The 25290-nt window shown below is 66.1% G+C and carries 27 protein-coding genes and 1 pseudogene; 10 read left to right on the top strand and 18 right to left on the bottom strand.

The annotated features are described in order from the left end of the window. Window position 1 precedes the first annotated feature (1 nt). The 10 genes and pseudogenes from L2Y96_RS15205 to L2Y96_RS15160 form a co-directional block, all read right to left on the bottom strand. A complete protein-coding gene (locus L2Y96_RS15205) occupies window positions 2–502 on the bottom strand; it encodes a hypothetical protein (protein ID WP_247327946.1) in 501 nt (166 codons plus the stop codon). A 77-nt stretch (window positions 503–579) separates the two neighbouring features. Continuing rightward, entirely contained in the window at window positions 580–1605 is a 1026-nt protein-coding gene (locus L2Y96_RS15200; protein ID WP_247327945.1) for an amidohydrolase family protein, read from the bottom strand. A gap of 67 nt (window positions 1606–1672) precedes the next feature. Continuing rightward, window positions 1673–3745, bottom strand: coding sequence for an FUSC family protein (locus L2Y96_RS15195; RefSeq protein WP_247327944.1), 2073 nt, complete (start codon window positions 3743–3745; stop codon window positions 1673–1675). 115 nt (window positions 3746–3860) lie between these two features. Further along, the gene (efpL, locus tag L2Y96_RS15190; protein ID WP_247327943.1) at window positions 3861–4424 is read right to left on the bottom strand and encodes an elongation factor P-like protein EfpL; all 564 of its coding nucleotides are present in this window, start codon (window positions 4422–4424) and stop codon (window positions 3861–3863) included. 33 nt (window positions 4425–4457) lie between these two features. Beyond that, window positions 4458–5225, bottom strand: a complete 768-nt coding sequence (locus L2Y96_RS15185) for an SDR family oxidoreductase (RefSeq protein ID WP_247327942.1) — start codon at window positions 5223–5225, stop codon at window positions 4458–4460. A gap of 188 nt (window positions 5226–5413) precedes the next feature. Continuing rightward, complete coding sequence (locus tag L2Y96_RS15180; RefSeq protein WP_247327941.1) at window positions 5414–5977, bottom strand: GNAT family N-acetyltransferase; 564 nt, start codon at window positions 5975–5977, stop codon at window positions 5414–5416. Continuing rightward, entirely contained in the window at window positions 5974–6276 is a 303-nt protein-coding gene (locus L2Y96_RS15175; RefSeq protein ID WP_247337060.1) for a GNAT family N-acetyltransferase, read from the bottom strand. Before L2Y96_RS15175 ends, L2Y96_RS15180 begins: the two co-directional genes overlap by 4 nt. 183 nt (window positions 6277–6459) lie before the next feature. Then, window positions 6460–6948: pseudogene (locus tag L2Y96_RS15170) on the bottom strand (GNAT family N-acetyltransferase); the annotation flags it as partial. A 168-nt stretch (window positions 6949–7116) separates the two neighbouring features. Next, window positions 7117–8016: a hydroxymethylglutaryl-CoA lyase gene (locus L2Y96_RS15165; RefSeq protein ID WP_247327940.1), complete on the bottom strand. Its 900-nt coding sequence runs from the start codon at window positions 8014–8016 to the stop codon at window positions 7117–7119. A gap of 11 nt (window positions 8017–8027) precedes the next feature. After that, entirely contained in the window at window positions 8028–10022 is a 1995-nt protein-coding gene (locus L2Y96_RS15160) for an acetyl/propionyl/methylcrotonyl-CoA carboxylase subunit alpha (protein WP_247327939.1), read from the bottom strand. A gap of 189 nt (window positions 10023–10211) precedes the next feature. Between L2Y96_RS15160 and L2Y96_RS15155 the strand changes: the two genes are divergently transcribed. Beyond that, window positions 10212–10694 (top strand): FKBP-type peptidyl-prolyl cis-trans isomerase, encoded by a 483-nt coding sequence (locus tag L2Y96_RS15155; protein ID WP_247327938.1) that lies wholly within the window; start codon window positions 10212–10214, stop codon window positions 10692–10694. A gap of 125 nt (window positions 10695–10819) precedes the next feature. Here L2Y96_RS15155 and L2Y96_RS15150 read toward each other — a convergent pair whose 3' ends face one another. Further along, window positions 10820–11887, bottom strand: a complete 1068-nt coding sequence (locus L2Y96_RS15150; RefSeq protein WP_425492429.1) for a phospholipase A — start codon at window positions 11885–11887, stop codon at window positions 10820–10822. 137 nt (window positions 11888–12024) lie between these two features. Further along, window positions 12025–12558 carry an EF-hand domain-containing protein gene (locus L2Y96_RS15145; protein WP_247327937.1) on the bottom strand — a complete coding sequence of 178 codons (534 nt, stop codon included), beginning with the start codon at window positions 12556–12558 and terminating at the stop codon, window positions 12025–12027. Window positions 12559–12673: 115 nt separating this feature from the next. Between L2Y96_RS15145 and L2Y96_RS15140 the strand changes: the two genes are divergently transcribed. Beyond that, window positions 12674–13939 (top strand): winged helix-turn-helix domain-containing protein, encoded by a 1266-nt coding sequence (locus L2Y96_RS15140; protein WP_247327936.1) that lies wholly within the window; start codon window positions 12674–12676, stop codon window positions 13937–13939. Here the strand turns inward: L2Y96_RS15140 and L2Y96_RS15135 are convergent, their stop codons facing one another. Continuing rightward, entirely contained in the window at window positions 13940–14410 is a 471-nt protein-coding gene (locus tag L2Y96_RS15135) for a hypothetical protein (protein WP_247327933.1), read from the bottom strand. Window positions 14411–14749: 339 nt separating this feature from the next. Here L2Y96_RS15135 and L2Y96_RS15130 point away from each other — a divergent pair, with 339 nt between their 5' ends. The 5 genes from L2Y96_RS15130 to L2Y96_RS15110 all read left to right on the top strand — a co-directional run bounded on the left by L2Y96_RS15130 (window position 14750) and on the right by L2Y96_RS15110 (window position 17731). Beyond that, window positions 14750–14959, top strand: a complete 210-nt coding sequence (locus tag L2Y96_RS15130; protein ID WP_046967385.1) for a cold-shock protein — start codon at window positions 14750–14752, stop codon at window positions 14957–14959. 341 nt (window positions 14960–15300) lie between these two features. Next, window positions 15301–15504, top strand: a complete 204-nt coding sequence (cspE, locus tag L2Y96_RS15125) for a transcription antiterminator/RNA stability regulator CspE (protein WP_216161052.1) — start codon at window positions 15301–15303, stop codon at window positions 15502–15504. Window positions 15505–15608: 104 nt separating this feature from the next. Further along, entirely contained in the window at window positions 15609–16463 is an 855-nt protein-coding gene (locus L2Y96_RS15120; protein WP_247327931.1) for an alpha/beta hydrolase family protein, read from the top strand. Between the two features lie 73 nt (window positions 16464–16536). Next, on the top strand, window positions 16537–17412 hold the full coding sequence (locus tag L2Y96_RS15115) for a pirin family protein (protein WP_247327928.1): 876 nt from the start codon (window positions 16537–16539) through the stop codon (window positions 17410–17412). 13 nt (window positions 17413–17425) lie between these two features. Continuing rightward, window positions 17426–17731 (top strand): Mpo1-like protein, encoded by a 306-nt coding sequence (locus L2Y96_RS15110; RefSeq protein WP_247327925.1) that lies wholly within the window; start codon window positions 17426–17428, stop codon window positions 17729–17731. Window positions 17732–17755: 24 nt separating this feature from the next. On the opposite strand, the gene cqsA is transcribed toward L2Y96_RS15110, so the two are convergent. The 4 genes from cqsA to L2Y96_RS15090 form a co-directional block, all read right to left on the bottom strand. Next, on the bottom strand, window positions 17756–19015 hold the full coding sequence (gene cqsA / locus L2Y96_RS15105; RefSeq protein ID WP_247327922.1) for an alpha-hydroxyketone-type quorum-sensing autoinducer synthase: 1260 nt from the start codon (window positions 19013–19015) through the stop codon (window positions 17756–17758). Between the two features lie 278 nt (window positions 19016–19293). Then, complete coding sequence (locus tag L2Y96_RS15100) at window positions 19294–20331, bottom strand: response regulator (RefSeq protein ID WP_247327920.1); 1038 nt, start codon at window positions 20329–20331, stop codon at window positions 19294–19296. After that, window positions 20331–21713, bottom strand: coding sequence for a sensor histidine kinase (locus L2Y96_RS15095; RefSeq protein WP_247327919.1), 1383 nt, complete (start codon window positions 21711–21713; stop codon window positions 20331–20333). The genes L2Y96_RS15100 and L2Y96_RS15095 overlap by 1 nt, the downstream gene beginning before the upstream one ends. A 12-nt stretch (window positions 21714–21725) precedes the next feature. Next, a complete protein-coding gene (locus tag L2Y96_RS15090) occupies window positions 21726–22115 on the bottom strand; it encodes a cytochrome c (RefSeq protein ID WP_247327918.1) in 390 nt (129 codons plus the stop codon). Window positions 22116–22180: 65 nt separating this feature from the next. Here L2Y96_RS15090 and tcdA point away from each other — a divergent pair, with 65 nt between their 5' ends. Continuing rightward, on the top strand, window positions 22181–22999 hold the full coding sequence (gene tcdA / locus L2Y96_RS15085; protein ID WP_425492428.1) for a tRNA cyclic N6-threonylcarbamoyladenosine(37) synthase TcdA: 819 nt from the start codon (window positions 22181–22183) through the stop codon (window positions 22997–22999). On the opposite strand, the gene L2Y96_RS15080 is transcribed toward tcdA, so the two are convergent. Beyond that, window positions 22996–24054, bottom strand: coding sequence for an aminotransferase-like domain-containing protein (locus L2Y96_RS15080; protein WP_247327914.1), 1059 nt, complete (start codon window positions 24052–24054; stop codon window positions 22996–22998). The two genes, tcdA and L2Y96_RS15080, sit on opposite strands and share 4 nt — an antisense overlap. 20 nt (window positions 24055–24074) lie before the next feature. Here L2Y96_RS15080 and L2Y96_RS15075 point away from each other — a divergent pair, with 20 nt between their 5' ends. Together L2Y96_RS15075 and L2Y96_RS15070 are read left to right on the top strand one after the other, a co-directional pair. Next, window positions 24075–24323: a GIY-YIG nuclease family protein gene (locus L2Y96_RS15075; RefSeq protein ID WP_247327912.1), complete on the top strand. Its 249-nt coding sequence runs from the start codon at window positions 24075–24077 to the stop codon at window positions 24321–24323. A 63-nt stretch (window positions 24324–24386) separates the two neighbouring features. Beyond that, the gene (locus L2Y96_RS15070; protein WP_247327910.1) at window positions 24387–25244 is read left to right on the top strand and encodes a 2OG-Fe(II) oxygenase; all 858 of its coding nucleotides are present in this window, start codon (window positions 24387–24389) and stop codon (window positions 25242–25244) included. Window positions 25245–25290: the final 46 nt, after the last annotated feature.

The following is a 25290-nucleotide window of genomic DNA, read 5'->3' as shown; positions in this document are numbered from 1 at the left end:
TTTAATGGGGCAGCGAGTTGGCGACGTCCGTGCAGCCCTTGTCGAACATGGCGCTGAATTTCGCGTCGCCATCCGGGCGTACGCAACGGAGCTGGATCGCGAAGCCATTGGCGAAGAAGTAACGCTCGACGTAGTCGAGCTTGGTCGTGCCTTCCTTCGCCGAATACACGTTTTCTGTCGGGGCCTTGGGCGTACCCGGCGCATAGTCCTTCAGGTTGGTGGCGCGGCTGCGCATTTCGCCGGAAAACACCTGGAACGCGCGGAGGTCGGATGCCTTCTTCAGCGTGATCGTCACGCGCGAGAGGGTGGCATCGGCATGGCTGGAGCCCGGCACCTGGAACACCTGCGTTTCGGTCTCGCCGCTGGACTGCATGATCATCGACCAGCTATCCGGCACATTGAAGTGGATAACCCCATCGCCCATGGCCACGTCAGCGGCGGAGACAGCCGGCACGCCCAGTACGAGGGCGAGCGGAAGGGCGCGCAGCAATTTGCGAAGCATTGGTCGATTTCCCCCTGGAAGTGCTGCCATTTTGGCATATCGATCGCAGGAGGACCGGCAAAGCGATGTGCGCCGCGTCACGCCACGGCGGCTACGGGCTGGAACCGGGCCAGGGGGACGCCCAGCCATTCCAGCGCGGTGCCGTGGAAGAGGCGGGCGCGGTCGGCGTCGTCGAGGCCGAGCGCCTCGATGCCGCTGCCGGGTTCCTGTTCGCCCAGGGGGAAGGGGTAGTCGGTGCCCAGCATGACGCGGTTCGTGCCGACGGTGCCTAACAGGTAGCGCAGCGCGGCGTCATCGTGCACGCAGGAGTCGAAGAACAGCCGCTGGAAATATTCGCGCGGGTTGCGGGCATTGTCGGTCGCCACGAGGTCCGGGCGCATGCGGAAGCCGTGCTCGATGCGGCCAATGGTGTAGGGGAAGCTGCCGCCCCCGTGGGCCAGCATGATTTTCAGGTCGGGCAGGCGCTCGAGCACGCCGCCAAAAATCAGGGCGCATGCGGCGCGCGTTTGCTCGGCCGGCATGCCGACGAGCCAGGGCATCCAGTACTTGGGCATGGTGTCCGTGCCCATCATGTCCCACGGGTGCACGAGCACGGCCGCGCCGAGGTCGGCAGCCGCTTCGAAGAAAGGAAACAGCTCGGGCGCGTCGAGATTCCAGTCGTTGCAATGCGAGCCGATCTGCACGCCCTGCAGCCCGAGTTCACCGATGCAGCGCTCCATTTCGCGGATGGCGAGGTCGGGCGATTGCAACGGCACGGTGCCGATGCCTGCGTAGTGGCGCGGGCGCGCCTCGCACACGGCGGCCATGCTGTCGTTGAGGTGTGTGTGCAGCTCCAGGGCCTGGTGGCCCTTTGCCCAGTACGAGAACATCACGGGCACCGTGGACACCACCTGCACGCCGACGCCGAAGCGGGCGTAATCCTGGATGCGGTGGTCCATGTCAAAGGCGGATTCCCACACCTCGCGGAAGAATTTGCCGCACCGGTAGATCCGGTGGTGGCCACCGCTATGGGTCATCACCGGGAACCGGTCATCGCCGAAACGGCTCGCCAGATCGGGCCAGTCCCGGGGCAGGATGTGCGCGTGGGTGTCGATCTTGAGCATGGCCCGAGTGTAGGCCTGTGCCGGGGCGGGCGCCTCTGGCGGTGCAACATGGGCGCTTGCCGCGCGATCAGGCCGGAGCGCTGCTCCGCCGGTTAACAACGTGCGCAATCGTGTCCACGTTATCGGTAAGCCGATCAGTAAGCCGCCCAATGGCCTCGGCCAAGGCCCGATCCGGCGTGCGCGACAACGCCTCCACCAGCGTGCGCTGGTGCTCGCGCAAGCCAGGAGGAATGTCGACCGGGTCGGCACGGACCAGCGCCAGGCCAAACCGGCGCAGTTCGCTTGAGGCTTCCTTGATGAAGGGCCCCACGTGTTCCCATTCGGCGGGTACCTCGCCGGCTTCGATCAGCGCTTCCAGCGTCATGCCGGTACGCGCGACGCGGTTGCCGTTGGCGTAGAGCGTCTCGGCCAGCTCCTGGAGCAGGGCGGGCGTGCCGGGTTCGGCGCGCATGCGGTCGACCGAGGCCTGTGCGTTGGTACGTGCGGTGCGAGTGGCGCTGCGTACTTCGTGGCGCTTGCGCGCGTCGGCAGGCACGACCAGCGCGTCAAGATAATCGGCGTACGCGCAAAGCATTTCCGATAGCGCCGTGCGTGCGCGGTTGCGCTCCCACGAGGGCCACAGCACGTACGCAAGCAGCGCCAGTGCGCTACCTAGTGCGGTGTTGAGCACGCGATCGGACATGGCGTTGAATGGATCCACGCCTTCAAACGAAAGCAGCACCACGACGGTACCGGTCAGTGCCGCGACGGCAATGCCGTAATGCGCACCGGCCAGGTAACGGAACGCCACGCAGAGGGCGGCCATCACGGTGATGTGCGCCCACGGATCATCCGGGGTCAGGCGAAGGAGGAAGGTCGTGAGCAGCAGGCCCAGGATGGTGCCGACCACGCGCAGCAAGCCAAAATTGAGCGTGGCGGCGAAATCGGGGCGCAGGACGATGGCGGCGGTCATCGGCAGCCAATAGCCATGCGGCAGGGCGAAGTAGCGCGAGAGCACGAAGGCCAGCGTGAGCACCACGGCGCAGCGCACGGCGTGGCGGAACGCGACCGAATGAGGGGTCAGGTTGGCGCGGATCGTGGCCCAGGGCGAGGTACTGCGCAGGGTTTCCGGCAACGTGGTTTCCTCACGTTGGGCGCGTTCTTCACCGCGGCTGCCCGCCCAGTTGGTGTTACGCACCACGGCGGCCAGCTGGCCGGACAGCGCCTGGATATGGGCCGTGAGGCCCATGCCCGTGGCGCCGGCCGAGAGCAGGGCCCGCTCGCTGGCCTGCAGCGTGGCGAGCGCGCGCTGCGCGCGTTCGGGGGGCTCGGCGGCATCGAGTGCCGCCGCGGTCGCGCTGAGCACGCGCGCGGCGTCGGTGCGGAACATTTCGCCCATGCCATCGCGGCGCGTTTCCAGCTCCGCCATGGCCACGAGTTCCAGGCGGATACGTTCGGCCAGTTCAAGCAAGACGCGGAAGGCTTCCATGGCACGGCCTCGCGCGTGGTGCCGGCCGAGCAGGGTGGTTTGCAGGTCGTTCATTGCCTCGGTGAGGCCTGGCGCATCGCCATCGCGCAAGGGCTGGCGGGCCAGGTCGGCAAGTCCGCGGAAGACGCCCGCCAGCGCACGGCGCTCGGGCAGGTAACGCTGCAGCGGCCACGCGGCCACCGAAAAAGCGGCGAGCAGCATGCCGCCCGCAAAGATGAGGCTGCCGCCCGCCAGGCCGCCGCGCCAATCGGTAGGTACCGCGGCGCAGATCACCAACAGCAGCATGCTGGTCATGCCCACGCGCGCGAGGTCGGGGCCAAACACGACGAGCATGCCGCCAAAGAACCCGCAGACGATGCAGGCCAGCGCCATGGGCAGCACGTGGCTGCCGATGAGGAAGCCGACCAGCCCCGCGGCGCCCGCAGAGAGCGCCGCCAGGAACAAGCGGCTGAGGCGCTGCTGGTAGGGGCCTGGCTGGTCCGAGAACATCGTATCGAGCGCGCCGGCGGCGATACCGATGCCGACCTGCGGAAAGCCGAAATAGATGCCGAGCGCCAGCGGCAGCACGACCGCCGCCGTATTGCGCAGCGCGACGCGCATGGGGACATCGGGACGCTTCGTCCGGATCAGCGTATCGATGACGCTGGCGCGAAGCGAGTAACCGTGGCTCATGGTGGCGAAATAGGGCCCTTCCTGTGGGCCTGTGATTGTGCCGCAACCATCCTGACTGGAGTGCAAGCAAAACCGCGGGACGGAAGCGTGGAAGCATTCCGTCCCGCGCGGTTCATCAGGCGCGGCCCGAGAACTCGCCGGTGAGGGTGTTCACCGTCACCTTTTCGCCATTGGTGATGTACTCCGGCACCTGGATTTCGATACCGGTGCTGAGCTTGGCGGGCTTGTTGCGCTTGGTGGCGCTCGAGCCCTTCAGTTCGGGCGCGGTATCCACCACGGTGAGTACGACGCTGCTGGGTACCTGCAGGCCCACGGGGGCGTCGTCGATGACCTGGACGTAGTAGCCCTCGGCGTCTTCGACGATGTACCCGGCGTTGTCACCCACCACGGCTGCATCGAGCGTGTACTGGGTGTAGTCCTCGTCGTCCATGAAGACGAAAGCCTCGCCATCCATGTAGGAGAACTTGGCCTGGCGGCGGGCGAGGTCGACTTCCTTCAGGTCGTCTTCCGAACGCACGCTCAGGTCGAACTTGCGGCTGCCCGGGATGGAATACAGGGTGAAGCGGTAGGTGATGTTGCCGCCGCGCGCGCTGGGCGAGCTGCGTTCGATATCACGGACCTGGTACACGGTGCCGTCGTGTTCGACGACATTACCCTTCTTAACGTCAGATGCTTTCATGGCTTCGATGCCGGTGCTGTGTGTGGAATGGGATTACTTCGGGGCGAGGCGCACGGCGCCATCGAGGCGGATGGTTTCGCCGTTGACGTAGCGGGCACCGATAAGGAACGCGACGAGGTCGGCGAACTCTTCCGGCTTGCCCAGGCGTGACGGGAACGGAATGGAAGCAGAGAGCGATTCCTGTACCTGCGGCGGCATGCCGTCGACCATCGGGGTCCAGAAAATGCCCGGGGCGATGGTGTTGACGCGGATGCCAAAACGCGACAGTTCACGCGCCATCGGCAGCGTCATGCCGACCACGCCACCCTTCGAGGCCGAGTAGGCGGCCTGGCCAATCTGGCCTTCGTAGGCGGCGACGGACGCGGTGTTGACGATGAGGCCACGCTCGCCGTCTTCGCCAGCTGCATTGCCCTGCATCAACTGCGCCGCGGCCTTGGCCACGTTGAAGCTGCCGACAAGATTCACCATGACCGTGGTGGCGAAGGTGGAAAGCGGCATCGGGCCTTCCTTGCCGAGCACGCGGCCGGCACCGAGGATGCCCGCGCAGTTCACGACGAGATTCAGGCCACCCATGGCCTGCGCCGCGGCAGCCACGTTCGCGGCGACACCGTCTTCGGAGGTGACGTCGGTGCGCTGGAAGCTGGCGTGCTTGCCGAGTGCGGCGGCGGCCGCCTGGCCCTTCTCTTCGTTCACGTCGAAGAGGGCGACCGAGGCACCGGCGGCGACGAGGCGCTGGGCCACGGCGTGGCCGAGGCCGGAGGCGCCGCCGGTAATGACGGCCTTGACCTGATCAAGCTGCATGGAAACTCCGGGGATGCGGGGTGAAAACGCCGAGTTTAGCCGAGGCGGCGTGGCAACCGCTGCCGCGCCGCCGCATAAATGCCGTAGGAGCCCACCCTGTGGGCGACGCCGTTCGCCTTATCGCCGCAGGGCTTGAGCCGTGACGCGAAAGATGTCGCCCACAGGGTGGGCTCCTACATAGGGAGGGGTTAGCCCAGGAGGTCGTCCAGGCCGCCCTGGGCGGCCAGCTGGGCGAACGGCACGACGGGGACCGGCGGCACCGCCGGTTCGCTCATGAACTTGCTCCACACGCCCACATCCCACCACTGGCCGAGCTTGTAGCCGGCCTTCGGCCACACACCGGCGGGGGCGAAACCCATGGCCTCGTGCATGGCGACGCTGGTATCGCCGGGCAGGGTGATGACGCCCACGGCCTGGTTGATGCCCTGGCGTTGCATGGCATCGAGCAGCACGCCGTAGAGCTTGCGTGCGATGCCGCGGCGGCGCGCCTTCTCGTGCACGTAGATCGAGGTCTCGGCGATCCAGTCGTACGCCGCGCGTTCGCGGAATCGGCCGGCGTACGCATAAGCGATGACTTCGCCGTTTTCTTCCCACACCAGCCAGGGGTGGTTCTGCAGGCGCGTGCGGATGCGCTCGCGCATCGCGGCTTCACCGGGAAGCTCTGTCTCGAACGTGATGGCGCTGGTTTCGACGATCGGCGCGTAGATGGCGTGGCACGCGGCGGCGTCGGCTTCGGTGGCGATACGGATCACAGGGGCTTTTCCATGAAGATGCTGGCGGAACTGGCGCGATGATCGCCGAAGGGCGGGCAACGGCGATAGCCGGAGCGTTCGTAGAGTTCGATCGATTCCAGCTGGCCCGTGCCCGTTTCGAGGCGGACCAGCTTGCCGCCCATGTGACGCACCTGCGTTTCAAGCGCTTCGAGCATCTGCTTGCCGAGGCCCATGCCGCGGCAGGCGGGCAGCACGTACATGTATTTCAGTTCGGTGTAGTCACCGAGATCGAGGCCTGCGCCGCAGGCGAGCGGGGTGCCGTCCACGCGTGCCGTCATGAAGGTGACGTGCGGGCGCTGGAGGCTTTCCACGGTGACCGCGGGCGATGCCGGCTGGTGGCCTAGGTCAGAGAGGTACACATGCAACTGCTCAATGAGTGGCAGGACATCCTTCTGCGCCGGATCGTCGATCGCGAAGGCCAGTGAAGGCGGCTTCGGCGCCACGATGAGATCGCCATCGTTGAGAGCCCGCAGGTAGAAGCGGTCGCAGCTGAAGTGGCCGGTACCGCCCATGGGCGCGTCGATGCGGGTGAAGCCGTGGCGCAGGTAAACGGCTTGCGCCGCGTCCATGCCGGTAAGCGTTTCGAGGTAGCAGCGCGTGAAGCCTTCGCGCCGCGCCGCATCCAGGCACAGCCGCATCAGCCGGGAGGCCGCGCCGGTGCCGCGAGCGGCGGGCAGGAAATACATTTTGCGCAGTTCGCAGGTTTCCGCATCCCCGCCGTCGAGCGGGGCGATGCCGGCACCGCCGACGACCTTGCCGTCGATCTCCACGATGAAGTACGCCTTCCGTCCACCGGCGTAGGCGGCGGACATGTGGTCCACCTCGGGGTCATGGATGGCGAAGCCAGGGCCGTCCGCGCCGAACTCGGGCATGACGGCGCGGATGACCGCGGCGACCTGGGGGTCGTCGCGGGGCTCAATGGGGCGGAGAAGGGGGTCTGGGGAGGCCATGCTCCGATGCTGCCATGCGAGAGGGCACGGCGTCACCGCCCGACGCACGATCGCATCGTAGGAGCCCACCCTGTGGGCGACATCTTTCGCGTCGGGGCTCAGGCCCTGCGGCGGTGACGCGAACGGCGTCGCCCACAGGGTGGGCTCCTACGGTGATCGCCGGTTGCCTCAGGCCGCCGTGCGAGCCCGGGTAACCCGGCTCGCGGTTTCCTTGCCCAACTGCGCGGCAAGCCATGCGCCGGTCTGCACCAGCTTGTCGAGGTCCACGCCGGTCGTCATGCCCATGCCATGCAGCATGTACACCACGTCCTCGCTGGCGACGTTGCCCGTGGCACCCTTCGCATAGGGGCAGCCGCCGGTGCCGGAGACGGCACTGTCGACCACGCGCACGCCTTCTTCGAGGCAGGCGAGGATGTTGGCCAGGGCCTGTCCGTAGGTATCGTGGAAATGCACCGCCAGCGCGGCCATGGGCACCTCGCCAGCGACGGCGCGCAGCATGGCGCGCGCCCTGGCCGGCGTACCGACGCCAATGGTGTCGCCCAGCGAAATCTCGTGGCAACCCAGCTCGTGCAGGCGCTTCGCCACCCGGACCACGTCGGCCACCGGTACCTCGCCCTGGTAAGGGCAGCCGAGCACGGTGGAGACGTAACCGCGCACGGCGACGCCATCGGCGCGCGCACGTTCCAGTACCGGCATGAACCGGTCGATCGATTCATCGATGGTGGCGTTGATGTTCTTCTGGTTGAACGCTTCGGAGGCCGCGGTGAACACGGCCACTTCCGTGGCACCAACCTCGCGTGCGCGCTCGTAACCCTGCAGGTTTGGCACCAGCACGGGATACACCACGCCCGGCGCCTTGCGAATCGCGGTAAACACCTCGGCGGCATCGGCCAGCTGCGGCACCCACTTCGGGCTGACGAAGCTGGTGGCTTCGATGGTCAGGAGGCCCGTTTCCGACAGGCGATCGATTAGTTCGATCTTGACCGCGGCGGGTAGCATGGCTTTTTCGTTCTGCAGGCCATCGCGCGGGCCGACTTCGACGATACGTACGTGGTTCGAGGCGTTCATGCGGGCTCCAGTCAGGCCGATTCGGCGAAGCGGACGAGGACACTGTCGGCGTCCACGAAATCGCCTTGCGCGGCCGAGATGGCTTCGATGCGGCCGGCACGCGGTGCCTTCAAGGCCAGCTCCATTTTCATCGCTTCCATGACCAGCAGTTCCTGGCCTTCTTCGACCGTATCGCCGACGGCTGCCCGCACCAGCACGATGCGTCCGGGCATCGGCGCGACCACCTGGCGGGCGGTGTCGGCGGAGGCGCCGGCCCACGCAAAGGCAGGTGCGCGCTCAAACGCCCAGCGGCGGCCCTGTTCGTCGTGCACGCGGACGCGCGGGCCCGCGACAGCGAGCGGGACGCGCCGGGCGTGTTCGTTGAAGCGCGCGGAAAGCGCGCCATCGCCAAGGCGTGCGCCAGCCACGGTGGCTTCAGCCTCGCCCTGGCGCAGCACATAGTGGCCTGCGTGGCCGTGCGCGTCGATCTCGTGGCGCGTATCGCCCTCCATGAGCGCGACGACGCGCTTGCCCGGGTGGCCGAGGCGCCAGGCATCCGCGCCACCCCAGGGGGAGTGCGGATCCTGCTCACCATTGCGCTGTTCGGCTTCATCCGCCATCAGCATGGCGACCGCGGCGGCGAACCGTTCGGTATCGGCCGCTTTCGTCTCACCCGCGAGGAATTCGTTGAGATGGCGATCGAGGTAGCCGGTATCGATCCGGCCTTCGACCACCACCGGATGACGGATGAGCCGCTCCAGGAAAGCGATGTTGGATTTGGGGCCGACGATTTCCGTATGCGCGAGGGCGGCGCGCAGGCGTTCGAGTGCATCGGCGCGATCCTCGCCGTACACGATGAGCTTGGCGATCATCGGGTCGTAGAAGATCGTCACGGTATCGCCGGCGATCACGCCACCGTCGAGGCGGACATGGCGCGACGGCGTCGGCAACGTCAGGGCAAGCAGCTTGCCCGAGCCCGGCAGGAAATTCGCTTCCGGGTCTTCGGCATAGAGGCGGACTTCGATCGCGTGGCCGTGGGCTTTCACCTCGGCCTGGGCGAGCGGGAGCGGCTCGCCGGACGCCACGAGCAATTGCCATTCCACGAGGTCGAGACCCAGCGTTTCCTCAGTGACAGGGTGTTCCACCTGGAGGCGGGTGTTCATCTCCATGAAGAAGAACTCGCCATCCTGGCCCACGATGAACTCGACGGTGCCGGCACCGACGTAATCGACCGCGCGTGCGGCGGCCACGGCGGCCTCGCCCATGCGGGCGCGGCGGGCGGTATCGAGGAACGGCGACGGGGTTTCTTCCAGCACCTTCTGGTAACGGCGCTGGGCGGAGCATTCGCGCTCGTTGAGGTGGATGATGTTGCCGTGCGTATCGCCGAACACCTGGAATTCGATGTGGCGGGGATGCTCGACGTATCGTTCGAGAATGACCCGCGTGTCGCCGAAGGCATTGGCAGCCTCGCGCTGGGCCGAGGCCAGGGCTTCGGTGAAGCCGGCGGCGTCGCGCACGATACGCATGCCCTTGCCACCACCGCCCGAGGCGGCCTTGATCATCAGCGGGAAGCCCGTGCGCTGCGCTTCGGCGGCGAGGTGCGCAGGGTCCTGGTTTTCGCCGTGGTAACCGGGCACGAGCGGGACGGCGTGCTTTTCCATCAGCGCCTTGGCGGCGGCCTTGGAACCCATCGCGTCGATGCTCTCCGGCCGCGGGCCGATGAAAGCGATGCCCGCGGCGGCACAGGCGCGGGCGAAATCCGTGTTTTCCGAGAGGAAGCCGTAACCCGGGTGGATCGCCTGCGCCCCGGTTTTTCTTGCTACCTCGATGATCGCCTCGCCGCGCAGGTACGACTCCGCGGGGCGTGGACCACCGATCGGCCAGGCCTCGTCGGCCAGCCGGACGTGCTGCGCATCGGCATCGGCCGAGGAGTACACCGCCACGGTCCGGATGCCCAGGCGGCGGCAGGTCCGGATCACGCGGCAAGCGATTTCGCCGCGATTGGCGATCAGAATGCAGTCGAACATGGGGCTCCCTGTGGCGCGCCGTGGGGGTAGGGGAAAGCCCGTGAAATTAGCAGATTGTGCCGATCTGGCGGGTTGCGCCGCAGCATCCGGGGAGGCCGCCGATTTGCACCCGGAAGGCCGGTCCCCTAGCCTTAACGGGCACGAAGGCCCATTCACGCCTTCCTTCCCCCCTCCCAGAGCGAGAAATTCATGCAGATCGGCAATCGCAACGTCGTTTCCTTCCATTACACGCTGACCGACGACCAGGGCACTGTCATCGACAGCTCGGAAGGTCGCGAGCCGCTCGCCTACATCCACGGCGAAGGCCATATCGTCCCGGGCCTGGAGAAGGCACTGGAAGGTCGCCAGGCCGGTGACCAGTTCAAGGTCGACGTGGTGCCGGAGGAGGGCTACGGCCCGCGCCACCCGGAACTGATCCAGGTCGTGCCGAAGGCGGCGTTCCAGGGCGTCGACAACCTCGAAGTGGGTATGCAGTTCCAGGGCCGCAACGACCAGGGCTCGATCAACGTCACCGTCTCGAAGATCGAAGGCGATAACGTCACCGTCGACGGCAACCACCCGCTCGCCGGCCAGACCCTGCACTTCGCCGTCGAAGTCACCAACGTGCGTGAAGCCAGCGAAGAAGAGATCTCGCACGGCCACGTTCACGGCGAAGGTGGTCACCACCACTAAGGTGGCCCGATCCCCGTAGGAGCCCACCCTGTGGGCGACATCTTTCGCGATAACACACAGATTCTGTGGCTCTTCCGCGAACGGCGTCGCCCACAGGGTGGGCTCCTACGGAGAATGGCGAGGCTTTAATACCAATCGAGCAGTGACACACCTACGCCCAGGTACGTGGCCCGGTGGTTGTAATCGATCAGGCTTTCGCCATACCCATTGAACACCTCGAGATAACCGCGCAGGTTGTTCACCACCGGGAAGCTCCAGGTGCCGCGCAGCGAACCGTGTGAACGATCGCCGGTACGGAACGAGTGGCGCGCCGTCAGTGCGAACTCGTTGCGGCCCACCTCGTGGACCACCTGGATCTCGCCGCGGCCCATGTAATCCTCGATATCCGGGTTGTCGTCATCCTTGCGTGCTTCCGGGATGCGCCACCACGGGCGCAGCATCACCGTCCAGCCTTCGCGCTCGAAACCGACATCGGCGACCACGCGGTTCCAGCTGCGCGACAGCGGATCCGCGCGTCCATTCGACTGGTGGTTGATGCCGATACTCGCCAGGCGCCCGTTCCAGCCAAGAATGCTGTAGTTCGTGCTGAACACGAGCAGGGCCTCGGGCTCGTAGTTCGTTTCGCGGAACGGCCGCGAATTGTCCTTGTTGTAGACCTGCCAGCGGGACGACTGGGTGTATCCCACCCAGAGGTCGCCGTTATCGCCGAACAGATTCTCGACGGCCTTGGTCTTCAGGCTGATCTGGAACTTCGCCTCGACGTTATCCAGCTCTTGTGGGGTGCTAACCGTATGGTCTGGCGAAGGGCTGTGCGGCGTGTCGTTCTGGTTGGTCGTACCGAAGAAAGGCAAGACGTAGGTCGGCTTGTAACCGCGCAGGTTCAGGGTGCCCAGCTTCGATTCCGGGGAGAGCTCCCAGCGGCTGTCGAGAAGTGAGAGGGGGCGTGCCACATCGCCTGAATCCCGCGTGGCGAGATCGACGCTGACGGATTGGCCCTTGGCATCTTCTTTTTTCACCGCCTGCGGCATCTGCGTGCGGCCCACCGCCTTGTCGTAGCAGAGCAGCCGCTGCGAATCGGTTTCGATGGCCGAGCATGCCCGGATATCCATCGGGCTCGGATTCTGTGCATACGCTTGCGCGACGTGCAGGCAGGCGATAGCGCCCAGGGCGCCGGCGGCGCGGAATCGGTTCATGCGGTGGTTCTCCCTGGGGTGCTGCCTGTGCGGCGAGCCGGGAGTGTATCCGCCGTGCATGTGTGAAGAACGTGCAAACACACGCACGTTCAGCAAAAAAATGCGGGGGCGACACCGCCGCCCCCGCGTGGCCTCATTTACTGCCCGGCGCCCGAATGGGCGACCCACTTCTTGTATTCAGCTGCGCTGATCTTTCCATCGCGGTTGCTATCGGCGTACTGGAAATCATTGGCTAGCAACGGATAGGCCGAGGCCTGTTCCGGCGTGATCGACGCCTTGCCACCCGAGAGCGTCTTGAAGTCAGGAGCTGGGCCTGCCGGTTTCGGGGCGGCCGGCCCGCTGTTGACCTGGACCTGACCCTGCGCGGTGTTCATGGACGTGCCGCTGGTCATGCCGGTGGTGCCGGTGTCGCCGCCCGGGGGCGGAAGCGGGGGCGGGGGCGGCGGCGCGGCAGCTGCCGGCGGCGGCATGCCCGGGTTATCCGCAGGCGGGGGCGGCGGCGTGGCCTCGCCCGGGGGCGGCGGAGGCAGCGGCGCCTGGTTCGTGGGGAGCGGCTGGGCCGACGGCGGAGGCGGCGGTGTCGTCTGGTCGGCGGGGGCGGTCTGGGCGAACGCCGCGCCTGCCAGCAGCAGCGAGGCGCCGAGGGTGACGGCGCGTACATGCATCTTCATCGAAAGGCCTCCTTTCGTTAGCGTGGTTGGGCATCGGGGCACAGGGCGCCCGACTCATTGCCGACGCTAGCAAGGGACGATTTAATGGTGGCCCAACTGCGATAAGGCCTCCACCGTGGCGTCACGCGTATCCGACGGGACCTCGACAGGCAACGTGATCCGGCTTACGCCGCGTGCTGCCCAGTTGCTCCACCTCGCGGCCCAGGGCCTGCTGCGCCGAGGCACCCGCAAGGCACGCAAGGCGGACGTTACGGCGACCATCGCGCGCATGGGCCTGCTACAGATCGACACCATCAACGTGGTCGCGCGCAGCCCTTACATGGTGCTCTTCTCGCGGCTCGGTACCTACCCGCAAGCGTGGCTGGACGATGCCCTCGCCGACGGACATCTTGCCGAAACCTGGGCGCACGAGGCCTCGTTCATCCCGTCGGACGAGTTCCATTATCACCGCGATTACCGGCTGGGCCGGGCAGGGCATTGGGCGCAACGGATGGCTGAGCGCACGCATGCCGAAGCGCGTGTGGACATGGATGCGCTGCTCGAGCGTATTCGCGTCGAGGGCCCGCTGCGCGCTGCTGATTTCGAACGGGAAACGCCGGGGAGCAAAGGCTGGTGGGGCTGGAAACCTGAGAAGAAATGGCTTGAGGCATGGTTTGCTCTCGGCCAGTTGATGGTGCTGCGGCGAGAACGCTTCCAGCGGGTTTACGACCTCGCCGAGCGCGTCACCTCACGCTGGCCCGTGCCACCACAGGGTGCGCTTGAAGAATCGACCGTGCGCGCATGGTTCATCGCCCGTAGCGTGCGTGCATTGGGCATCACGCGTTCGCGCTGGATCGCGGATTACTTCCGGCTCAAGCCGCGCGTCACCGATGCGGAGCTGCAGCCGCTGGTAAGTGAGGGCACGTTGTTGCGCGTCGACGTCGAGGGCTGGAGTGAGCCGGCCTACGTCCATGCCGATCATGCGGACCTGCTTGCGAAGGCCACGCTGAATGCCCTACGTGCGACGCGCACCGCGTTGCTCTCACCCTTCGATCCGGTCGTATGGGACCGCGCCCGGGCGCAGGATCTGTTCGGTTTCGAGTACACGATGGAAAGCTATACGCCGGGGCCGCGGCGCCAGTTCGGCTATTACGTGCTTCCCATACTGCATCGGGGGCGCCTGATCGGGCGTCTCGACGCGAAAGCGCACCGGAACGATGGCCTGTTCCAGGTGCTGGGCGTCTGGCTGGAAGATGGCGTGGCAATCACGCCCGCGCTCGTTGAGGATGTGGCGCAGGCCATCGTCGAATGCGCGGCGTGGCATGGCACGCCGCGGGTCGCGATCGAGGCTACGCAACCCAAGGGGCTGCGTAGCCAGCTAAAGCTCGCCTGCGCGTGCTGATCAGCGGGTGGAGGCGGGCGCCGGGGTATCCGCGCACGACTTGCCGTGCAGGGCGTCCTTGAGCTGGCTGGCCAGGGAGGTGCAGCGGTTCTGCAACTGGTCGCGCATGTCCGGGTCCTGGGACTGGCGCAGCAGGCTCTCGCGCATCATTTCATAGCGAGGCTCGATCTGGTCACGGGCAAAGATGCCGGCTGCAAGGTGGCAGCTCTTGTAGCTGGCGAGGTACTCGTCACAGGCGGCGATGCCGGTGCTGTTCGGCAGCGGGCCGCCCTTGGTCGCCGCGGTGCCGCTGGAGGCCTTCGTACCAGGCACGTTGGTCACGCTGGTCGTGGCGGTCTTCGTTTTCGATGAGGTGGCGGGGGTGGCCGTTACCGTCTGGGTGGTCGCGGGCTTGGGCTTATTGTCCGAGCAGGCAGCGAGGGCCAGGGCGCAGAAGGCCAGCGGGGCGAGTCGGTTGAGGATGGTTGCCATGGTGTCAGTCCCCCTTTGCGGAGCGATGGTTCAGCGGTGGTCGGAAATCGCACCGGGGGGTGCGACGCGACCAACGATTTGCCCGATCACGGGTGAACGTAACGTTATTGCGTTAGCAGAAACGGGAATGAAGACAAGTGCTCCATCGCTATTTTGCGCTGGGACGGGTATGATCCGCCCGCTGTGTTTGCCGGGGTCATAGAGTTCCGTTGACCCGATGCCGCTGATCACGGATCTGCCACATCGCTTCGCTCCTCGCGTTTCCTTGCACACCAGTAAGCGGCAATTTAATCAAAATTGCTGGTTATTCAATTAGTTATTCCGTTTGGAGTGTTACATATGTCGGATCGTGAAATCGGCACCGTGAAGTGGTTCAACGACGCGAAGGGCTTCGGCTTCATCTCGCGTGAGAACGGCCCGGACGTTTTCGTCCACTTCCGCGCCATCCAGGGCAACGGCTTCAAGTCGCTGGCCGAAGGCGAGAAGGTCTCCTTCAAGGTCGTGAACGGCCAGAAGGGCCTGCAGGCTGAGGAAGTCAACAAGGCGTAAGCCTTTTTGACACCAGGCTGTACGAAGAGCCCGGCGCAAGCCGGGCTCTTTTTTTGTGCCGTCGAAAGCCGGGCGCCGGGAAGAAAGTCGTCGATTTCGCGTTTCTTTCACGTCTATGTGCGTGATCGGCGTCAAAAAAACGTTCCGTGTAGGCATTCCCCTACAGAATCCTTGAAGAATGTGGTTATGATCGGTCGTACTGTGTTTGCGCGGTCACGAGAGTGGCCCGATGTGCGCGCGTTCGATGATCACGCTCCATCGCCTCACCCGGTCCTGCATGCCCAGTAAGTCGCCGGCTTTTTCGAGCCGGGTTTTCGAGTGCGAGTCTAGAGGTGTGTGTGATGGCAACAGGTACGGTGAAGTGGTTCAACGATGCTAAGGGCTTCGGCTTCATTACCCAGGACGGTGGTGGCCCCGACGTTTTCGTGCATTTCCGTTCCATCCAGGGCAACGGCTTCAAGTCGCTGCAGGAAGGCCAGAAGGTCGAGTACGAAGTAACCCAGGGCCAGAAGGGCCCGCAGGCCGACAACGTCGTGCCGAAGTAAGGCCTTTCGCGGCTGGCTTGCCCAGCCCGCCTTGTAAGAACCTTGGCTCCTCCAGCCCCCTGTCGCTGGAGGAGCCTTTTCCTTAGCCCGGCCCCGGGAAACGCATGACTGATCCTGTCGCGGACGGGGTGCGCGCGGTGCTGCCGCTGCGCATGGCCGATGGCGCGCGCGCCGACCTTCTGTTGTTTCGCCCCGCTGGGGTGCCGCGAGCCGCGCTGCTCTGGGTGCCGGCGCTGGGTGTCTCCGCCCGCCACTACGAGCCGCTCGCCCAGGCCCTGGCAAGTCTCGGCATCGCCGTAGCCGTCCATGAATGGCGGGGCCATGGTTCCAGTGACCGCCGGGCTGGCCGTCGGCACAACTGGGGCTACCAGACCCTCCTGACCGACGACCTGCCAGTGAGCCTGGCCGCATTGACGGCGACGTTTCCCGATACCCCGGTGCTCCTGGGTGGCCATAGCCTGGGTGGGCAACTGTCGACCCTGCTGGCCTCGATCACCGAGGTGCCGTTGCGCGGCATCGTCCTGGTGGCGAGCGGCGCACCTTATTGGCGCCGCTTCCGCCCCTGGGTAGGTCTTGCGTACGTGGCGGCCCCCCTCTTGGCTCATCTCGTCGGCCGGCTTCCGGGGCGGCAGATTGGTTTTGGCGGCAACGAAGCGCGCGGTGTGATCGCTGACTGGGCGCGCAGCGGGCGAACCGGGCGCTATGCCGCACGCGGCATGTCCGTGGATCTGGAAGCGGCGCTGCGTGGCCAGCGCGCCCCGGTGCTGGCGCTTCGCCTTGGCGATGACTGGCTGGGCCCCGAGTCTTCACTTCTCTTCCTGCTCGACAAGATGCCGGGTGCCCGGCGTACCGTCGGTGTCATCGGTAGCGACGACCTTGCGGGGGCGAAGGCCGATCACTTCGCGTGGATGAAGATGCCCGCGCGCATCGCGATCCGCATCGGCGAGTGGCTGGACTGAGCGGGCCGCCGAAGATGCAAGGCGTGCTGGTGCGTATGCGTTACGCTGCGTGCCTGTTCAACGGAGCACCGCCATGACCACTGATTTCATCGACGGCAAGCAGCGCGATCTCGGCGATGGTTTCAAGGTGAGGCGCATGTTGCCTCACCTTAAAGCGCGCCATGTCGGCCCCTTTGTGTTTTTCGACCAGATGGGGCCCGCGGACTTCCGCGAAGACAGCGGCATGGATGTGCGCCCGCATCCGCATATCGGGTTGGCCACGGTGACCTGGTTGTTCGCCGGCGCGATTCGCCACCGCGACAGCCTCGGCAGCCTGGTCGATATCCACCCGGGCGACGTGAACTGGATGACCGCCGGGCGCGGCATCGTCCATTCCGAGCGGACGCCGCCGGACGAGCGCCACCACGGCCAGACCCTCCATGGCATCCAGGTGTGGGTGGCATTGCCGAAGACTCACGAGCAGATGGATCCGGAGTTCCATCACCATGCATCCGCCGAGCTGCCGAAGGTGGAGGTCGAGGGCGGTCGCCTCGTGGTAATCGCGGGAGACGCGTTCGGTGTGGAATCGCCCGTGCGCGTGTTCGCCCCCATGTTTTTTGTCGAGGCGCGGCTGGACAAGGGCGCTCGCCTGCCGATGCCGCCGCAGCATGCGGAGTGGGGCGCTTATGTCGTAGAAGGCGCCGCGCGTTTTGGCGGGCTTGCATTGAGCGCCCTCGATATGGCCGTCGCCCACGATGGCGAGCCACCCGTACTTGAGGCCATGGAAGATTCGCTCATCATGCTGTTTGGCGGTGCGCCCCTCGATGGCGAGCGCCATCTGTGGTGGAATTTCGTCGCCAGTTCGAACGAGCTGATCGAAGCGGCCAAGGCGGATTGGTCAGCCAAAGCAGGGCGCTTCCCGGTCGTGCCCGGCGATGAGCACGAAAGGATTCCCCTGCCCACGTACTGACGCGGAGCCCGCCATGGCCACCTTTGCCTCGTTTCGTGAGTTCTATCCGTTTTACCTCGGTGAACATGCCGATGTGCGCTGCCGTCGGCTGCATTTCGCAGGGAGCCTGCTAGTGCTCCTTGCCATCCTCCTTGCCATGTCGACCGGCGCCCTGGCGTGGCTATGGCTGGCGCCGGTCGGTGGGTATGGTTTTGCGTGGATCGGCCATTTCGTCTTCGAGAAGAATCGCCCGGCGACATTCAAGCACCCCCTGTATAGCTTGATGGGTGACTGGGTGATGTTCTGGGACATCCTGCGTGGGCGCGTCACGCTGCGCTAGGCAACGGACGCGCACCACGCACGATCACGCCACCTCGGCCGCGGCGCGTGCTTCTTCCTTGCGCAGGCGCCGGGTGGCACTCCATGCCGGCAGGTCCATATCGTCACGTGCGTCGCGGCAGGCATCAAGCAGGTGCTGTACGGCGCCATCGTCCATGCCGGCATTCAGCGTGAGCCGCAGCAGTGAACGGTTCACCGTCGTCGCTGGCGCACTGAACACCGAACCGAAGACGCCGTGCGTCTCCATCACGTCGCGTACATGGCCGGTGAGTATCTCCTGGCCGGCTTCGAAGGCGATGATCTGTTCGGTCCCGTCGCCGATGGGATAACCCATGGCGGTGAGTTCGCGCCGCACGTGGCGGGTCACGTCACGCAGGCGCTGGCGCCGCCAGCCTTCGCCCTGGATGACGCGATGCGACGCCGACAGCCCGGCGAGTTCGTGCGGCAACAGGGATGAACTGAAGATCGCCGGCAGTGCCTCGCAACCGAAATAATCCTTGAAACGTGTGGTGCAGGCGATGAACCCTGCGCGCGAGCAGTAGGCCTTGGCGAGGCTGGCGGTGATGAAGTGCACGCGATCGTTCAGGCCGAGGCTGGCAACGAGGCCTTCGCCACGCACGCCGTGTGTCCCGAGCGAATGGGATTCGTCGACGACAAACACGCACCCGTGCGCGGCGGAGAGGTCCGCAATGTCGCGCAAGGGGGCCAGGCTGCCGTTAGTGCTGTACACGCTATCGACCACAATCACGCCGGGGCCGTTGCGCAGCAGTTGCCGTTCCAGGTGTTGCACGTCGTTGTGCAGGATGGAAACAGCCTTGGCCCCCGCACTTCGAATGCCTTCCCACAACGACGCATGGGCTAGCATGTCGACGTAGACGGGCACGCGCTCACCTGCGATGGACTGGATGAGGCCCACGTTGGCGGCGAAGCCCGATTGCGCGAGGATGCCATCCTCACTACCCACGGCGCGCGCAAGCTCACTCTCGGTGCGATGCAGCGGCTCATCCGCATCCTGCTGGAACAGCGCGGACATCATCATGCCCAGGCCGCCTGTGGCGAGCGCTTCGCGCTGAGCCTCCACGATGGCCGGATGGCCGGCGATGCTGAGATAGTCATTGCTCTGCAGCATGAGGTCGCCGCGGCCCGGCTTGCGACCGCGCAAAATGTGACGACCACCCCAGTCGATCGCGACACGTTCGCGGTGAAATCGTTCTACGCGACGCTGGACGAAATCAGGCAGCTGCGGAGCGCGCGCAATAGGGTGCAGGACGGAAACGTTTTCCATGATGGGCTCTCTCGTTGGTTTTAAGGACAGGCGATATCCACGGCGCCGTCTGACGACGACACGCGCGCGCCGGCCTCGCCTGGGGCAGGCGCGTAAAACGAGAGAGGCAATCCGCGCCGGCCAGGGGGCCTGGGCGCGAGCCCTGCCAGGTTGAAGAAGATCGCGCGGGCAGAGCCAGCCGCCGCAGCGATCACGCCACGAGCATATAGGCACGCGCACCCGTTGGGGCCGGTGGATCCGGCACCACGGGTGTCAGCGACGCGTCGTTAGGGTCTGGGTCAGATAAAGCGCGGGCGGCTGTCGGCGGACAGGCTCAGGTCCTGTTCGCGAAGCCAGCTGCGGTACGACTTGACGTGCTGGAGGCGGAAGCGCTCCACGTCGTCGATGAGGGCGTAGTAGTACCACTGCTCGCCGGAGACGGCCGTGGCGGGGTACAGGTGCGACTCGGGATTTTCGACGCCCTTGTGGTAGAAGCCGTCCCGGGAGTTGAACCAGGGCAGGGCCTCGCCACTGCGCAGGGCCTCGAGCACGGTCGAGGGGGCGCCCAGGTCGGATGCGATCTCGTAGTGCGTGCGGAGATCCTCATCCGTCTGCACCAGCAGGAAACGCCCGATACCCCACGCATCGACCAGCAGCAGGCCCGTGGGGTTGCAGTGCACGTAGCACTCCACCGGTTGGAACGTTGCGGTCACGCTTTGCAGGACATCGCGGAACGCCGGGTCGCGCAGGAAACGGAAGTTGCCCAGCGCCAGGGTCTCCGCCACGAACGCGCTGGCGCGTTCGAAGTACCGCCGCTGCAGCTCGACGATGGCGGTCTGCAGCTTTTCGATGGCCAGGGGATCGTTCTTGCGGATGAAGCGGTCGATCACGCCCGAGTTGAACGCATCGATGGCGGTGGCGTCATCGGCGCGGCCGGTCAGCAAGATCTTGCCGATATGCGGATTCGGCAGGCGTTTGCAGAAGGTAATGCCATCCATTTCCGGCATGGCCTGGTCGACCACGACCACGGAAATTTCCGCGAAGCGCTCCGGGTCGTAGACGACGCGGTGGATCGAGTCGATATCCAGCGCGACCAGTTCCTGGGTCTCCGAGGGGCGATCCTTCCACCGGTAGAGCCAGCCGCCGCCAGGCACCGGGCGGCTGCCGTTATTGCCCAGGGTGGCCAGGGCGCTGCGCGGCGAGCTGAACGTGCGTACCCGGACCATGGGGTCGAGCAGCAACGGGACGACGTCGAGGTATTCCTCGTGGTCATCCACCAGGACGGTGGTCGTCGGGAAATGGAAGGGCTGGATATCGCCCTGCGAGTTCAGAGTCATCACTGCCGGGCCCCGGCCTCCGTAATCGGGAAAGTGAGGGTGAACTCAGTGAACTCACCCAGATTGGTACGGCAAACGATGCCTCCGCCCATATGCTCCATCGCCGCGCGACAAAAAGCGAGACCTATCCCGAGGCCCGTAATGTTTCCTGTACCGGCGCTATCGCTGGAGTACGAATAGAAACGATTGAAAATACGGGGAAGTACGTCTGGCGGGATGCCTGGGCCGGTGTCGTGGACCCTGACGTGATTGCCGTTTTCGCCTGCTTCTATATATACCTTGATCTCGCCCTTGCCCGCACGGTCGGTATGAAACAGGGCGTTACGCAGCAGGTTGAAGAGCACATGGACCACCAGGGTCTCCTCCCCGAGCAGGGGGAAGTCTCCGGTCGGGGAGAGGGTGATCCGTTCCCGTTCGGCCCGGGAGCCGTAGGGAAAACGACGCAGGGCCTGCTCCACGCACTCGCGGGCGGCCAGCGGGGTCAGGGGGACCTCGCCGATGGGCCGGGCCGAAAGCAGCAGCATGTCGATGATGGTGTTGGCGTAGGTGACCTCGCGCTCCATCACGCCGATGCTGCGCTCCAGGGCATGCAGGTTCTGGGCGCGCATCTCGGGGACGGCCAGCCCCTCGCCCTCGGCCAGCCGGTGGCTGCGGATCAGGTCGGGCATATAGCGGGCCACCGCGCGCGCGGCGATGCGCAGGGAGCCCAGCGGCGTCCGGAGTTCGTGGGCGATATTGTTGGACGTGGCGGTCAGCGCATCGATGCGGCTCTGATCCGCCATCGTGGAAGAAACCGTGCAGGTCGCGCCGCCCACGATGCCAAAGAGCAGCAGTGGGACGTATTCGAGCATGGTCTGTGCGTGGAGCTGCGCGCCGGGCGATAGGGCGAAAGCCACGCCGGCCAGGATGCTGCCCACGCTGAACACCAGTGCGAAGCTCGCGATATCGAACAGCATCATCAGCAGCATCACGCAGGCCATGTGGGTCATGAGCCAGGGGGGTGTGGCATTGCGCAGCGTCATATAGCCCACGAAGAAGGGCATCGCCACGGTCATGGCGAAGTACCAGTACGTCGGCAGGTAGGAGCGCAGGCGCCGCGGCCACCAGGGCAGCAGGGCCAGCGGAATGAACGTGGCGCTGCATGCCAGCCGCATGGGCAGGTTTTCGTAGGGCTGCGGGAACAGGTAGGCCCACACCGGGTAGTAGACGGCCAGCGAGAAACTGCCGACCACCCCGATGGCCACCATCTTTGGCTGCGAATACCGGGTGCGCAGCCACATGGTGGTCTCGAACCGGGCCAGCGCGCGAAGCAGCAGCCACAGCTGCAGTTTCAGGTACGGCTGGCGCGGCGGCGGCTGTTCGTCCGGCTTGGGCATCGACATGGGACGGCGGGCCTAGCGGTAATGCTGGTGGCAGGCGGAGCAGGCTTCGCCCACCGGTTTCAGGGCGGCCGTGAGGGCCTCGCAGGTGCCTGGGCCGGCCGCCACGGCGTCGTCCAGGGCAGTGGCCAGCGTGCGGGCCGCGGTACTGAAGCCGGCATCCATGCCCGGAAAGGCCTCGCCGATATCCCCGGCCTCCTGGCGCATCCGCCCCAGGCGGGTGGCCGAGACCTTGGCATCGCACTGGTTCGCCCGCACGTTGGCCCGGAGCGCGCCCATATGGTGCTGCATGACCGCCATCACGCCATCGTGGAACGGCGTGCCCTGGCGCAGGGCCGAGATCGCGAACGTGGCGCCCATCGCGCCAATGGCGAGGCCCAGCACGACAAGGAGCAGCGTGCGCATCGAATTTCCATGGCTTAGCGTGGCCGCCAGCATAGCGGACAGGCCTGTTGTTTCAATATGAGATAATGCACACCCAACCCCACCCCGAGATTCACGTGAGCACGGCCCAGGCCGAACGATTCGCTGGTATCGAGCGGCTGTACGGCCGCGGCACCCTGGACCGCCTCGCCAACGCACACGTTTGCGTCATCGGCATTGGCGGCGTTGGCTCGTGGGCCGCCGAGGCCCTGGCTCGCAGTGGCATTGGGCGGCTGACGCTCATCGATGGCGACGACATCTGCCTGTCGAACACGAACCGCCAGCTCCATGCGCTCGATGGCCAATACGGCAAGCCCAAGGTCGGTGTCATCGCGGAGCGGGCGCACGCCATCAATCCCACGATCCGCCTTGAAGCGATGGAGCGGTTCCTCACGCCGTCGTCGCTGGAAGAGCTGCTCGACCGCAATTACGACGTGGTGATCGATGCCTGCGACGCCATGAAGGTCAAGCTCGAGACCATCGTCTGGTGCCGTCGGCGCAAGCTGCCGCTCGTCACCGTGGGCTCCGCAGGCGGCCGCACCGATCCGACGGCCATCCGGGTGCGCGACCTCTCGCGTACCGAGCACGACGCCATGCTCAGCATGATCCGCAAGCGGCTGCGCCAGGAGTACAACTTCCCGCGCAACCCCGATCGCTTCTTCGGTGTGTCGGCGGTCTACTCCATGCAGAACGTGCAGTACCCGCAAGCCGACGGCAGCGTTTGCGGCGTGCGCCCGCCCGGCAGCGACGCGCTCAAGCTCGATTGCGGTGGCGGCCTTGGCGCGGCTACCCACGTGACGGGTGCGTTCGCGTTTGCCGCCGTGGGCAAGGCGCTGGAAAAGCTCACCGCGGTAAAGAAGGGTTAGAGCACCGCTGCCAGCGCCGCGAGGCCCTGTTCGAGCCGTCCGGGCCCTTCCTCGGCGCCAAGGCATACGCGCAAGCCACGGCCTGCGCCGCCACCCGCATTGAACGGCACCGGCGGGGTCACCAGCACGCCGGCGTTCCGCGCGCGCTCGTAAACCGCATCGGCATCCTCGCGGGGTAGCCACGTATGCATGCCACCGTTCGTGCGCAACGAGGCACCGAGGATTTCGCGCGCCAGGACATTGCGGTCGCGCATGGAGGCGGCGAGGGTGTCGAGCAACCCGTCGGCCGTGCCGTCGGCCATCCAGCCGGCCACGATCGCGGGGAGAAAAGGGGCCAGGCCATCCGTCGACAACTGGAGGGATTCCGTCAGGCGGCGGTGCGCCGCATCGTCGGGTGCCAGCAACCAGCCGATACGCAGGCCCGGCCCGAGCACCTTGCCCATGCCACCGGCATGCAGGACGCGTTCGGGTGCGAGTTCGCCCAGGGCAGATAGCGCTTCGCTACCCTGCCAGCCGAGCGCGGCGTAGACGTCGCCTTCGATCAGGGTCAGGTCGTGCTGGCGTGCCACGGCCACGATGGCCTCGCGGCGGGCCAGCGACATCGTGGCCGTGGTGGGATTGTGCAGGGTGGGCTGCACGTAGACCGCGCGCGCGCCGGTCCGGTGCACGGCTTCCTCGAGGGCGTCCGGCCGCATGCCTTCATCATCCATGGCCACGGGGGCGGGGACGACGCCGTGTGCCAGTACGCCAAGGCGAAAGCCATGGAAGGTCAGGTCTTCCATCAGAAGGGTGTCGCCCGGCGAGCAGGCCTCCTCCAGCGCAAGCACCAGCCCATGGCGGGCGCCGATGGTGAGCAACAGGCGGCGCGGGTCCACGGCGGCGAACCCGCTATGCCGGCGCATCCACCCGGCGATGGCCTCGCGGACGGCCAGACCGCCCTCGGGCGCCGGGTAGCCCAGCAGGGCATCATCAAGCGGGAAGTGGGCCAGCGCCTCGCGCAGCCGGGCGGTGGGCGCGGCGCGCAGTGGGAGATTCACGGCAAGGTCGTAGCTCATCGGGGCATTATGCTGTGGCCATGTGGTACGTCTATCTCATCGAATGCCGAAACGGAAGCTGGTACGCCGGCATCACAAACGACCTCGACGCGCGCTACGCGGCGCACGTGGCCGGCAAGGGCGCGCGTTACACCCGCGCCAACCCGCCCGTGAAGCTGCTGGGTGCCCGCCCGTTCCCGGACCGGTCCGCGGCATCCCGCGCTGAATACGAAATCAAACGCCTCCCCAGAGCCAAAAAGCTCGCCTGGCTCACGGAGCCGCTCCTGTAGGAGCGCGCTTGCGCGCGATTGCCCCCTGCACGGTCCCACGCCCGCCAAGGCACAATGTTCCCCATGCAAACACGCCGACACACCAAGGTCACCCCCGATTGGCATCGCTGGATCGGCGAAGCACTCGCCGGCGGCAACGCCCCGGCCGATCTGCTCGCCACCATGAAGGAGCATCAGTTCGACGAGCGCGTCGCACGCGACGCCATCGCCGATGCCATGTTTGGTGGCGTAGCCCCGCCCGTGGCGGCAGAAGCGCAGGCGCAGGCGTTCACTAGCCGGCTGGCCGAGGGCCATGTCATCCGCACGCCTGACCGCGATATCCGCGTCGTCGTGCGCGTGGCACGGCCCGTGATCGCCGTGCTCGACAACGTGCTCGATCCGGCCGAGTGCGATGGCCTGATGGCCATGGCACGCTCACGCCTGGCACGCTCGGCCGTGGTATCGCCCGATTCCGGGACCAATACGGTGATGGATATCCGCACCAGCGAGGGGGCTTACTTCCATCGGGCCGAGAACGAGCTGGTCCAGCGTATCGACGCGCGTACGGCGGCGATCATGCAGCTCAGCGAGGAGCATGGCGAAGGCCTCCAGGTGATGCGCTACGGCGTGGGTGGCGAGTACATGCCGCACTTCGACTACTTCGCCCCCGACCAGAAGGGCAGCGCGCCGCATATCGCCAGCGGCGGCCAGCGCGTCTCCACGCTCATCATGTACCTGGATGATGTGGTTGCCGGCGGCGAAACCATCTTTCCCCGGATCGACTTCAGCTACGTGCCGCGCAAGGGCCAGGGTCTGTACTTCGAGTATGCCGCCGCGGATGGTTCCCTCGATCCGCTTTCGCTGCACGGCGGCGCGCCGGTGGTGGCGGGGGAGAAATGGATCGTGACGAAGTGGATGCGCGAACGCGCCTTTGCAGGTTAGAGGCTTGACGGCAACCCGTGACCTCTGGCCTATATCGGGCCTGTGA

The organism is Luteibacter aegosomaticola (assembly GCF_023078475.1).
Lineage (GTDB): Bacteria > Pseudomonadota > Gammaproteobacteria > Xanthomonadales > Rhodanobacteraceae > Luteibacter > Luteibacter aegosomaticola.
This window is presented reverse-complemented; position numbering and strand designations above follow the sequence as displayed.